Source organism: Mesorhizobium sp. WSM4809, from assembly GCF_055811655.1.
In genome coordinates this window covers 198080-209999 of record NZ_JBVVQW010000008.1, presented here as the reverse complement: position 1 = coordinate 209999, position 11920 = coordinate 198080, and the positions used below count along the sequence as shown (strand labels likewise).

The window sequence follows — 11920 nt, the reverse complement described above, 5'->3', positions numbered from 1 at the left end:
ACGACTCCTAGTAGGAACGCGGCAGTCCAAGCACGTGCTCGGAAAGGTATGACAGGATGAGGTTGGTCGAGATCGGCGCGACCTGATAGAGACGCGTCTCGCGGAACTTGCGCTCGACATCGTACTCTTCCGCGAAACCGAACCCGCCATAAGTCTGGATGCAGACATTGGCGGCTTCGTTCGAAGCGTCGGCCGCCAGCATCTTGGCCATGTTCGCTTCGGATCCGGGGTTCTTGCCGGCCTCGTAGAGGTTCAGCGCCTCGCGCACCATCAGTTCGGCCGCGCGCATGTTGGCGTAGGCCCTTGCGATCGGAAACTGGATGCCCTGGTTCTGGCCGATCGCCCGGCCAAACACATGCCGCTCCTTTGCGTAGGTGCTTGCCTTTTCGATGAACCATTTCGCGTCGCCGACGCATTCGGCTGATATCAGGATGCGCTCGGCGTTCATGCCCGAGAGGATGTAGCGGAATCCCTTCCCCTCTTCGCCGATCAGGTTTTCGGCGGGTACGCGCAGATCGTCGAAGAAGACCTCGGTGGTGGCATGGTTCATCATGGTGCGGATCGGCCGGATTGTGAGGCCGTTGCCGACGGCTTCGCGCATGTCGACGATGAGGACGGAGAGGCCGTCGGTCTTTTTCATGCCGTCCTTCAGCGGCGTGGTCCGCGCCAGCAGCAGCATCAGATCCGAATGCTCGGCGCGGCTGGTCCAGATCTTCTGGCCCTTGACCACGAAATGATCGCCGTCGAGGCGAGCAGTGGTCTTGAGCGCCCCCGTGTCGGTCCCGCTGGTCGGTTCCGTGACGCCGAATGCCTGCAGGCGCAGTTCTCCCGTGGAGATCTTTGGTAGGTATCGCTGCTTCTGCGCTTCCGAGCCGTGGCGAAGAAGCGTGCCCATCGTGTACATCTGGGCATGGCAGGCGCCGCCATTGCAGCCGGCGCGCTGAATTTCCTCCAGCACGGCAGCGGCGGCCGAAAGCGGCAGGCCCGAGCCACCATATGCCTCCGGGATCAGGATCGAGAGCCAACCGGCCTGCGTCAACGCTGCGACGAAGTCGCCGGGATAGGCCATGTCCCTGTCGAGTGCGCGCCAGTATTCTCCGGGAAAGCGCGTGCACAGCCTGGCGACGGCATCGCGAATGTCCTGATAGGCTTCCATGAGGTTTGTCCGGGTTTTCGTCTTGCTGCGGGCCTCACTATCGCGCCTCCATGCCCTGTCAGCAATGCAGAGCGGACGTGAGCAGATATAACGCAATTCGAATGCTTATGGTGGAGGGCCGAGAAGTTGGCCGACCCAGACGGCCCGCCCGACAAGATCCTTGGCGATGTCCTCTATCGCTTGTCCGGCAAACCGCGCCAGCCGCGAGGCAGGCCGGTCCGCCGGGTAGGCAAGGATCAGGCGGCGCACGGGCACCGGATCGATCAATGGCGCGGCGGTGAGCAGCCCGGCAGTCACGTCGGCATGGATGGGAGCGAGCGGCAGGATCGTCCAGCCATGGCCGTTGCGCACCAGGTCCTTCAGCGCCGAATAGGAGTCCGCTTCGATGCCGACATCGAGCGTGATGCCGGCATCCGTGGCGCAGCGTTCGACGATGATGCGCAGCCCGTGCTTGATGCTGGGCAGCAGCAGGCGCTTGCCGGCGAGCGAGGCGAACGATACGGCGCGCACAGTTGAAAATCCCGCATCCGGCGGTCCGATCAGGAAGAGGTTTTCCAGGAGCAGCGGGCGCGAGCGCAGCGAACGCGCCATGCGCGGGTCATAGAGCACCGCGACGTCCACCTCGCCGCGGTGCATCCAGTCCAGCAGATAGCCGGTGTAGGCGCTGACAAGTCTGAGCTTCGCCTTGGGATGGGCCTTGCCGAAGGCGGCCGCCAGCGGCAGCGAAATAATGTCGGCAACGGTGGGCGGCAGGCCGATGGCCACTTCGCCGGTCAGCGGCGCATCGGCGGGCGTGGCCGTGGCGCGGATCTCGTCGATCTCGGCCATCACGCGCATGGCGTGCGCCAGCACCTCCTTGCCCTGCTCGGACAGCACCATGCCGCGTCCATGGCGCAGGAAAAGGGCAAAGCCCAATTCCTCCTCCAGCATGCGCACCTGCCGGCTGAGCGCCGGCTGCGCAATGTGCAGCCGGTCGGCGGCCTTGCTGAGGCTGCCGAGTTCGGCGACGTGGATGAGGGTGCGTAGCTGCGATAACTCCATGAGCTATCGAATACCATTATATCTGATCACGAGAAAGAGACGAAGATTGCATCGGTCAAGCGCGCTAGTCTAATGCCAGTCCAATATCTCGGAGATGCAAGGTGACGGCGAGCATACAAGCAAAACCTCCGGAAGCAGCAGCGCTTGCCGCCGCTCCGACCGTGTCTGAAAGGCAGTGGCCGGATCAGGTCTATGAGGTGCTCAAGGCTGCCGGCATCAGCCACATGTCCTATGTGCCGGATGCCGGTCATACCACATTGATCCGCCTTTTCAGTGAGGATCCCGAAGTCGTCACCAATGTGCTGACGACGGAGGAGGAGGGCATCGCCATCGCAGCAGGCTCCTGGCTCGGTGGCAAGCGGAGCGTCGTGCTCATGCAATCCTCCGGTGTCGGCAATTGCATCAACATGCTGTCGCTTCCCGTGCAGGCGCGCTTCCCCTTGCTCGTCCTGGTGACGATGCGGGGCGAATGGGCCGAGTTCAACCCGTGGCAGGTGCCGATGGGGCAGGCGACGGAGGCGTCGCTGAAGGCGATAGGGCTCAGGGTGCTGCGCGCCGAAACCGGTCCCGACCTGGTGGAGACGGTGGCGCAGGCAGCCTTGATGGCCTTCGACGCCGACCAGCAGATTGCCGTGCTGATCGGGCAGCGGCTGCTCGGCAAGAAGAAGTGGTGAGCGACATGAATTTACCGACGATGGACCGCCGGGTTGCGGTGAAGAAGCTGCTTGACGCCCGCGACGGAGCCCTGGTCGTGACCGGTCTAGGCTCGCCGAGCTACGACGTGCATGCTGCCGGTGACCGCAACGACAACTATTATCTGTGGGGCGCCATGGGGGGTGCTGCGCTGATCGGCCTCGGGCTTGCCCAAGCCCAACCCGACAAGCGGGTCATGGTGATCACCGGAGATGGCGAACAGCTGATGGCGTTCGGTTCGCTGGCGACGATCTCGGTGGCGCGGCCGAAAAATCTCGACCTGATCGTGCTCGACAATCAGCATTTCGGCGAGACCGGCATGCAGTCCAGCCATACCGGCAAGGGCATTGGTTTCGACAAGGTCGCGGCCGCTTGCGGTTTTTCGAAGACCGCCGAGCTGCGTACGCTGGAGGAGGTCGACATGCTCTGTGGAGAACTTCGGCGCCCGGCCGACGGTCCGCGCCTTTTCGTGCTGAAAATCACCGCCGAGAACCTGCCGCGCTCGCTGCCGCCGCGCGACGCGGTCGAGGTCAAGAACCGCTTTCGCGCCCATCTGGGCTTTGCCACCTGTTGAGGACCGATATGGCGCTGGTCAGTTTCCAGAACACGGTCGGCGGTCGGTTGCAATCGACAGCCGATACATTCGAGAGCCATGATCCGTTCACCGGCAGGCCCTGGGCGCTGATCCCGCGTGGAGGAGCGAGCCAGGTGGACGCCGCCGTGGCGTCCGCGAAGGCAGCATTCCGGTCGAAGGAATGGGCCGGCATCACGCCGACCGCGCGGGGCAAGCTGCTCGTGCGGCTGGCCGATCTGATCGCCGAGAACGCAGATCGTATTGCCGCCATCGAGACGCGCGACAATGGCAAGCTGCTCACCGAAATGACGGCACAGCTGCGCTATATCCCGGAATGGTTCCGCTATTTCGGCGGTCTTGCCGACAAGATCGAAGGGTCGGTGCTGCCGATCGACAAGGCTGGCATGTTCGCTTTCACCCGCCACGAGCCGCTGGGTGTCATTGCAGCGATCGTGCCCTGGAATTCGCCGCTTTTACTCCTGACATGGAAGCTCGCGCCGCTGCTGGCGGCAGGCAACACTGTCGTCATCAAGCCGTCGGAACACGCCTCGGCCTCGACGCTGGAGTTCGTGAAACTGTTTGCGCGGGCAGGCTTCCCGCCCGGCGTGGTCAACACCGTTACCGGCATGCCGCTTGATGTCGGCGCGCCACTCGTCTCTCATCCCGACGTCGCCAAGATCGCCTTCACCGGTGGTGAGCCTGGCGGGATCGCGGTCTATCGGGCGGCTGCCGAACAGCTAAAAGTCGTCACGCTGGAGCTCGGCGGCAAATCGGCCAACATCGTCTTCGACGACGCCGATATCGAGAGCGCGGTCAACGGCGCGATCTCAGGCATCTTCGCGGCCAGCGGCCAGACCTGCATCGCGGGTTCGCGGCTGCTGGTGCATCGCAAAATCCACGACCGGTTCGTGGAAGGCGTCATAACGCTGGCGGCCAGCGCTCGATTGGGCAATCCGGCGCTGCAAGAGACGCAGGTCGGGCCGATCACCACGCAAGCCCAGCGCGAGAAGGTGCTGTCCTATCTCGGCATCGCGCGCCGCGAGGGTGCGCTTTGCGTGCTGGGCGGCGGCAAGCCGGCCTCGGGTGAACTGGCCGAGGGCTGGTTCGTCGAGCCCACCATCTTCACCGGCGTGAACAACACCATGCGGATCGCGCGTGAGGAGGTGTTCGGGCCGATCCTGTCCGTCATCCCCTTTGACGACGAGGACGAGGCCTTCGCCATTGCCAATGACAGCCCCTATGGGCTGGCGGCGGGAATATGGACCAGCGACATGGGCAGGGCGCTGCGCGGCGCGGCCGCGATGGAAGCGGGGATGGTCTGGATCAACTCATACCGTGCCGTCTCCTACATGGCGCCCTTCGGCGGCTACAAGAGGAGCGGTATCGGGCGCGAAAGCGGGCAGGATGCCATCAATTCCTATCTGCAGACCAAGACGGTGTGGATAGACACCGCCGGCAAGACCGCCAATCCCTTCGTTATCCGCTAGGCTAGGCTTCGGTGGGAGAAACCCCATTCCTAGCCAAGCTCGGCCCATGCTCCCTGAGACGGTGGCCGACTTACAAATGATCGAAGGATTGGACATGAGACAGGCAGGCAAGGTGGCGGTTGTCACAGGCGCGGCGCGCGGCATCGGACGCGCTTGCGCGGAACGCTTTTTGGCCGAAGGCGCGAAGCTCGTGCTCGGCGACATCGATGCCGTGGAGTTAAAAAAATGTGCCGCTGAAATCGGTACCACCGACAGCGTCCTGGCGGTCGTCACGGATGTCAGCAAGAAGGACCAGGTCGATGGGCTGATTGCAGCGGCGGTGGCGAAGTTCGGCCGTGTCGACATCATGGTCAACAATGCCGGCATCGCTCCGGTCCAGGACTTTCTCGACATCACAGAGGCGGACTACGACAGGGTTCTCGCCGTCAATCTCAAAGGTGCGTTCATGGGCACCCAGGCCGCAGCCCGCCAGATGATCGCGCAAGGTGGAGGCGGCGTCATCATCAACATGTCGTCGATCAATTCGGGCCTCGCCAACCCACGTGTCGCCACCTACGCGATCTCCAAGGGCGGCATGAACCAGGTCACCAGCACCGCGGCCGTCGCCTTCGCCCCCCACGGCATCCGCGTGGTCGGTGTCGGGCCGGGCACCATCGCCACGGACATGGTCATGGACGGGACATTCATCGACTCGGAAGAAATGCGACGGGCGGTCCTTTCGCGGACACCTCTCGGGCGCCTCGGCACGGCAGCCGAGATCGCCTCGGTCGTGGCATTCCTAGCCAGCGACGACGCTTCCTACATCACCGGCGAGACGATCTACCCCGACGGGGGGCGCCGCGTTCTGAACTATACGGTCCCGATCAAGGAGTGAGAAGAATGGGGAGTGACGACATGGGCAATTTCGACAAGCTGCATCACATCTGCATCGTCGTGCACGATATCGACAAGGCGCAGGCCTATTATGACTCCATCGGCATCGGGCCATGGGAGTCCTATCCGCCGCTGGCCGAATACGAAGAACTCCAGGTCCCAAGCCCCGAGGGTTTCAAGGCGATGCAATACCGGATTTGCAACTTGCCGAACGTTCAGCTGCAGCTGTGCGAGCCGAACGGCGATCCTTCACCGCAGCGGATTCATCTCGACAGCAAGGGTGAAGGCGTCTTCCATATCGGCTTTGAGGTTCGCGATGCGGATGCAGCCGAGGCCAAGGCGCAGGACGACGGGCTTCCCGTGCTGATGCGCGGGCGCCGGGAAAACCGCACCGGCTTCACCTATTACGATACGGCCGACAAGGCGGGCGTGATCCTGCTGACGAGGGCGACCAATCTGCCCGGCAAATGATCTTCGCGCGAAGGATTGGGGCTGGACAAGGAGACGGGGCGACTGATCAGCTGCCCCGCAATTCCTCAAGCCGGTCGACCAGGAATTTGCCGCTGGTGATGATATGCATTTCCAAAAGGCCGACGGCGCGCAGCGTATCTTTGGCTTCGCATAGGTCGATGAGCTGCCAGTGGTCGCGGTCGGACTGGGCCTGGATCTCGGTGAGCGTCACCATCATGCGCGTGTAGCGTTCCAGCTGCTGATAGATGCGCCCGACCAGTTCGATCGTCGCCTTGCGGCCGGACGGCGCGTAGAGCGCGGCGTGGAAGTTCCAGTTGAGCTGGTTCGAATACTCGCCGGTCTTGCCCTGCTCCTGGTGCTGCTTTGCGCGCTCGCGGGCCAGCGCGAGGTCGGCCTCCGTCATCCTTGGAATGGCGAGGGCCAGTAGCCATGTTTCGATCCGGGCCCGCAATTCGTAGAGCTCGAGGATCTCGTCCAGGGAAATGGAGGTGACGACGGCGCCCTTGTGGGAAACCAGCGTGACGAAGCCTTCCGAATGAAGCTGATGCAGCGCCTCTCGCACCGGAATTCGGCTGACGCCGAACTCGGTGGCCAGATGCTCCTGCCGCAACTGAAAGTTGGCCTCGTATTCGCCGATCAGGATCTTCTGCCTGATGGCATCGGCGACCTGGGTCGAGATGGTTTTCTTCTGTACGAGCATGAATCAGCCTGAGGCGGCCGCCGTGTTTGTTGACTGGCGCCGTGTTGATTGAAGAAGTGGACGCATAGCACCGTTGTCACCGCGATGCCATGTCGCCCGTTTCGCTTCAGTAGACATGTTCCTCGATAGGTTGATTGCCAGCGATCCGTTCGTAGCGGAAGGCCGACAGGTCGACAGAGCGGTACTCGCCATAGGCAATGAGATCACTGACGCCCGACCCGGTCGCCGCTGCATGCATCATGCCGTGGCCGCTGAAGCCGGTGGCCAGGACAAAGTTCGAAACCTCGGGATGCCGGCCGATGATACCGCTGTGGTCGAAGGTGTTGTATTCGTAGAGCCCCGCCCAGGCGCGCAACATCCGCAATTGCTCAAACCCGGGCACACGATGGGCGAGCGCCGGCCAGATCAACTCGTCGAACAGGTCGTAATCCACATCCAGTTCAAAATCGTCCGGCTCGTTCTCGCGCACCGGCGGAATACCGCACAGGAAGAGCTGGCCTTCCGGCCGCAGCCAGAAGCCGCTCGTGTCGAAGACGAAGGGGCAGTTTTCGATCCTTGCCGGCGTTTCGAAGACGAAGACGCAGCGCTTGCTCGGGACAACCGGCAGTTCGGCGCCGGCCATCTTGGCGATGCCCGCGCTCCACGGTCCGGCCGCGTTGATCACCGTGCCGGCGGCAAGCCGGTCGCCATTGTCGAGCACCACTTCGCCGACCTTTTGGGGAGACGCCATGGTCAGTCCGGTCACCGTCGCGGCAAGATAGTCCACGCCCTGCGTGCGCGCCTTGCGGCGAAAGGCCTGCATCAGGCCGGGGCCGTCGAACCAGCCTTCGCTGCCAAGGCCGAGCGAGCCAAGGGCGAGATCGTCCGTGTTGAGCCACGGGAAGCGTCGTGCCAGATCAACCTGCTCGATCAGTTCGGCGTCGACGCCCATGCCGCGCTGAACGCGGTTCTTGGCACGCTGCGCGTCTGCCCGCTCGGGTGTCGCCAGCACGAGGTAACCGGGCTCATGCAGGCCGATGTCGGCCAACTCGTCGCCGATGGCAAGCCGCGTCTTTACCTGGCGCAGGAAGTCGATGCTGAACTTCGACATGGCAATGTTGGGCGCCGTGCCGAACTGCTGGCGGATGGCGCTGGTCGACAAGGAAGACGAGGAGGCCGTGTAGTAGGGGTCCCGCTCGATCACCGCAATACTGCCATCGAAATCCGGATTGGCTGACAGGAAATAGGCGATCGAGCTGCCGACAACGCCGCCGCCGACGATCACCACATCATAGTTTGTGCCCATTCCAATCGTGTTCCCTATCTCGAATGTCATACGCGGCGATGAAGGATTGGATACTTTCCTCTATCGACCCACCACGGGAATGAGACATAACCCGGTCTTCGATGCAGAAAAAGGGGTTTGACGCGAAAATCAGAATACATTATCCAATCTTCACCAGATATCACCTGCCCGGCAACGTCGCGGCAGCCATGACGAGGATTTCCCGTGGGCCTCATCGCTCCCCGTCTTGACGTCATCAAGCCAAGCCCCAGCATGGCGGTCACCGCGCGGGCAATCGAAATGCGCTCGGCCGGCATCGACGTCATCAGCCTGAGCGCCGGCGAGCCGGATTTTCCAACGCCTCCGCACATCGTCGAGGCGGCCTACGAGGCGATGCGCAGGGGTGAAACGCGCTATACGGCGGTCGACGGCACCGCCGCGCTGAAGAAGGCGGTGGCCGGGAAATTCAGGCGCGAGAACGGCCTCGACTACAAGCCTTCGCAAATCAGCGTCGCGGGTGGCGCAAAGCAGATCATCTACAACGCCCTGCTGGCAACGCTGGCCCCCGGTGACGAGGTGGTCGTCCCCGCGCCCTATTGGGTTTCCTACACCGACATCGTCCTGCTCGGCGAAGGCAAGCCCGTGGTCGTTCCTTGCACGGAGGCGCAGGGCTTCAAACTGACACCGCAAGCCCTGCGAGCCGCGATCACCGGGCGCACCAAATGGCTGCTGCTCAACACGCCTTCCAATCCGACTGGCGCCGTCTACAGCCCCGACGAACTTGCCGGCCTGGCCGGGGTGTTGCTCGATCACCCGCATGTGCACGTTCTGACCGACGACATCTACGAGCATATCCTGTTCGATGGACGTACCTTCCATACCATCGCCGGCGTCGAGCCGAGGCTGAAGGACCGTACGCTGACAGTGAATGGCGTGTCGAAGGCCTATGCCATGACCGGCTGGCGGATCGGCTATGCCGGCGGGCCGGAACCGCTGATCCGCGCCATGGCCACCGTGCAGAGCCAAAGCACGTCGAACCCGTCATCCATCTCGCAGGCCGCGACCATTGCCGCACTGGAAGGTCCCCAGGACTTTCTTCGCCCTCGGGCGCTCGAATTCCAGGCTCGGCGCGACCGCGCTCTGGAGCTGCTGCGCAAGATTCCCGGCCTTACCTGCCAGACGCCCGAGGGCGCCTTCTATCTCTATCCCAATTGCTCGGCCCTGATCGGCCGTCGTCGCCCCGACGGCACTCCCATCGGCAGCGACGATGATTTCTCGCTTTACCTGCTCGATCAGGCGCGGGTCGCGGTGGTGCAGGGCTCTGCCTACGGGCTGTCGCCGCATTTCCGCATTTCCATAGCCACGTCGATGGATCTGATCGAAAAAGCGATCGGGCGAATCGCCAAGGCTGTCGAAGCGCTGCGATAGGGTCGGCGATGGATCTCGACTTCGTCCAGAAGCTGATCGAATTTGTCTCGCGTTCGCCCATTGCCGAACTGGAGATCGAGCGCAATGGCGTTCGCATCCGCATGTCCAGGCAGATGGCGCCGGCGCAATCCGCGTCGCAAGCGCAATCTGCGTCGCAGTCGGGGCCAGCCGCCGTCCCTGCCGTCTTCACAAATCCGGCTTCGACATCTCCGCCCATCGCACGCTATTCGATCCGCGCGCCGCTGACGGGCGTGTTCTACCGCTCCGGCACCGAAGGTGAACCGCCGCTCGCTTCGGTTGGCGATGTGGTCGTGGAAGGGCAGAAGGTTGGTGTCCTCGAAGCCATGAAGACGTTCAATGTCGTGGAATCCGATCGCGCTGGGCGGATCGTCCAGATCGCGTTCGACGACCATGCCGCGGTGCAGTCCGGCGATGTGCTGTTCGTTCTCGAAGATTTGGGCTGAGGCGATGTTCGACACCGTCCTCATCGCCAATCGTGGTGAAATCGCGCTGCGCATCCTGCGCGCCTGCCGCGACCTCGGATTGAAGACGGTGGCGGCGCACTCGGAAGCGGATGCGAGCCTTCGACATGTCGCGCTGGCGGACAGGGCGATCTGCATCGGACCGGCGGCCGCGACGGAGAGCTATCTCAACATCGCCGAGATCATCGCGGCCGCGCAACTCACCGGCGCGGGCGCGATCCATCCGGGCTACGGCTTCCTCTCGGAAAACGCCGCCTTCGCCGAGGCTGTCGAGAATGCCGGCCTTGCCTTCATCGGGCCGTCGGCGGCGGCGATCCGCACCATGGGCGACAAGGTCTCCGCCAAGCGCACGATGATCGCCGCCGGCGTTCCCTGCGTTGCGGGCTCGGAGGGGGCGCTGCCGCAGGACGAGCAGGCAGTGCGCGCCATTGCCGAGGCCATCGGCTATCCGGTCATCGTCAAGGCAGCGGGCGGCGGCGGCGGGCGCGGCATGCGCATCGTGCGCGAGCAGCACGCCCTGATGGAAGCCGTTTCAATGGCGGTGAAAGAGGCGGACCGGGCCTTCGGCAACCCGCAAGTCTATCTGGAAAAATTCCTCGAGCATCCGCGCCATATCGAGATCCAGATTCTGGCGGACAAGCATGGTAGGGCGGTCTGGCTCGGCGAGCGGGATTGCTCCATGCAGCGCCGCCACCAGAAGATCATCGAGGAGGCGCCGGCGCCCGGCATCGCCCGCGAGGCGGTTGCCGAGATCGGCGAGCTGTGTGCCCAGGCATGCCTGACCATCGGCTATACAGGCGCGGGCACATTCGAATTCCTCTACGAGGACGGGCGCTTCTCTTTCATCGAGATGAACACCCGCGTGCAGGTGGAGCATCCCGTCACGGAACTTGTCACCGGCATCGATATCGTGCGCGAGCAGATCCGCATCGCCCGGGGCGAACCCCTGTCGTTCAGCCAGGAAGACATCCGCATCCAGGGCCACGCCGTCGAATGCCGCATCAACGCTGAAGATTCATACAGCTTTCGCCCGCATCCGGGCCGGGTCGAGCGCTGGACGCCGCCCGGAGGTCCCGGAATCCGCGTCGAATCGCATCTCTACTCCGGCTACACCGTGCCGCCGCACTACGATTCATTGGTGGCCAAGCTGCTGGCGCATGGCGTGACGCGAGCCGAGGCGATCCGGCGCATGAGTGGCGCGCTGGGCGAGATGGAGGCCGTCGGCATCGCCACCAACGCGCCGCTGCACGGCCTCCTGATGGACGAGCCCGGCTTCGCTGCCGGCGGCTTCGATATCCATCATCTCGAACGTCTCATTGAAGGCGGTCTGCTCCAGGGACGAGGCGGCGATGACGGTTGAGGAGATCGAAAGGCTGGCCGCCTGGTGCGCTAGCGCCGGCATCGGCGAGATCGAAGTGTCGGAGGCCGGGTTTTCGTTGCGCTTGCACATGCAATCCGTTGTTGCCTCGACACCCCCGGTCGAAGCCCTGAAGGCCGAAACGGTCTTCAAGGGCGTGCGCGCGCCCGGCGTCGGCGTGTTCCGTCTCGATCACCCAACGACCGGTCGTCCGATCGCCGAACCTGGCCAGACGGTTCGCAAGGGCGAGACGGTCGGCGTCCTGCAGGTCGGCCCATGCCTGAAGGCAATCGTTGCGCCGGCAGACGGTGTGCTGGGTGCAGCGCTGATCGAGGACGGAGCGGTCGTCGGCTACGGGACGCCGCTCTACGAGCTGGTGTGAAGCAAGGCGACG

At 63.6% G+C, this 11920-nt stretch carries 13 protein-coding genes; 9 read left to right on the top strand and 4 right to left on the bottom strand.

What is annotated here, in order from left to right; translation table 11 throughout:
- Positions 1-7: 7 nt before the first annotated feature.
- Together AC0L24_RS21350 and AC0L24_RS21345 are read right to left on the bottom strand one after the other, a co-directional pair.
- Complete coding sequence (locus AC0L24_RS21350) at positions 8-1156, bottom strand: acyl-CoA dehydrogenase family protein (protein WP_127809635.1); 1149 nt, start codon at positions 1154-1156, stop codon at positions 8-10.
- Positions 1157-1261: 105 nt separating this feature from the next.
- Entirely contained in the window at positions 1262-2197 is a 936-nt protein-coding gene (locus tag AC0L24_RS21345; protein ID WP_127267891.1) for a LysR family transcriptional regulator, read from the bottom strand.
- Positions 2198-2358: 161 nt separating this feature from the next.
- Between AC0L24_RS21345 and AC0L24_RS21340 the strand changes: the two genes are divergently transcribed.
- The 5 genes from AC0L24_RS21340 (at position 2359) to AC0L24_RS21320 (ending at position 6295) form a co-directional block, all read left to right on the top strand.
- A complete protein-coding gene (locus AC0L24_RS21340) occupies positions 2359-2871 on the top strand; it encodes a thiamine pyrophosphate-binding protein (RefSeq protein WP_164748823.1) in 513 nt (170 codons plus the stop codon).
- A gap of 5 nt (positions 2872-2876) precedes the next feature.
- The gene (locus AC0L24_RS21335; RefSeq protein WP_127269711.1) at positions 2877-3464 is read left to right on the top strand and encodes a thiamine pyrophosphate-dependent enzyme; all 588 of its coding nucleotides are present in this window, start codon (positions 2877-2879) and stop codon (positions 3462-3464) included.
- A gap of 8 nt (positions 3465-3472) precedes the next feature.
- On the top strand, positions 3473-4951 hold the full coding sequence (locus AC0L24_RS21330) for an aldehyde dehydrogenase (RefSeq protein ID WP_127809636.1): 1479 nt from the start codon (positions 3473-3475) through the stop codon (positions 4949-4951).
- A 94-nt stretch (positions 4952-5045) separates the two neighbouring features.
- A complete protein-coding gene (locus tag AC0L24_RS21325; protein WP_024503240.1) occupies positions 5046-5825 on the top strand; it encodes an SDR family NAD(P)-dependent oxidoreductase in 780 nt (259 codons plus the stop codon).
- A 5-nt stretch (positions 5826-5830) separates the two neighbouring features.
- Positions 5831-6295, top strand: coding sequence for a VOC family protein (locus AC0L24_RS21320; RefSeq protein ID WP_245463670.1), 465 nt, complete (start codon positions 5831-5833; stop codon positions 6293-6295).
- A 46-nt stretch (positions 6296-6341) separates the two neighbouring features.
- Here AC0L24_RS21320 and AC0L24_RS21315 read toward each other — a convergent pair whose 3' ends face one another.
- Positions 6342-6995, bottom strand: coding sequence for a GntR family transcriptional regulator (locus tag AC0L24_RS21315; RefSeq protein WP_023809526.1), 654 nt, complete (start codon positions 6993-6995; stop codon positions 6342-6344).
- 106 nt (positions 6996-7101) lie between these two features.
- The gene (locus AC0L24_RS21310) at positions 7102-8280 is read right to left on the bottom strand and encodes an NAD(P)/FAD-dependent oxidoreductase (protein WP_127809637.1); all 1179 of its coding nucleotides are present in this window, start codon (positions 8278-8280) and stop codon (positions 7102-7104) included.
- Positions 8281-8484: 204 nt separating this feature from the next.
- Here AC0L24_RS21310 and AC0L24_RS21305 point away from each other — a divergent pair, with 204 nt between their 5' ends.
- Genes AC0L24_RS21305 through AC0L24_RS21290 form a run of 4 tightly spaced genes read left to right on the top strand, consistent with a single transcriptional unit; the run spans position 8485 to position 11908 of the window.
- Positions 8485-9687 (top strand): pyridoxal phosphate-dependent aminotransferase, encoded by a 1203-nt coding sequence (locus tag AC0L24_RS21305; protein ID WP_127269418.1) that lies wholly within the window; start codon positions 8485-8487, stop codon positions 9685-9687.
- Positions 9688-9695: 8 nt separating this feature from the next.
- A complete protein-coding gene (locus tag AC0L24_RS21300; RefSeq protein WP_127809638.1) occupies positions 9696-10151 on the top strand; it encodes an acetyl-CoA carboxylase biotin carboxyl carrier protein in 456 nt (151 codons plus the stop codon).
- Positions 10152-10155: 4 nt separating this feature from the next.
- Positions 10156-11529 carry an acetyl-CoA carboxylase biotin carboxylase subunit gene (gene accC, locus AC0L24_RS21295; protein ID WP_127809639.1) on the top strand — a complete coding sequence of 458 codons (1374 nt, stop codon included), beginning with the start codon at positions 10156-10158 and terminating at the stop codon, positions 11527-11529.
- Positions 11519-11908, top strand: coding sequence for an acetyl-CoA carboxylase biotin carboxyl carrier protein (locus AC0L24_RS21290; protein ID WP_127809640.1), 390 nt, complete (start codon positions 11519-11521; stop codon positions 11906-11908). The genes accC and AC0L24_RS21290 overlap by 11 nt, the downstream gene beginning before the upstream one ends.
- Positions 11909-11920: the final 12 nt, after the last annotated feature.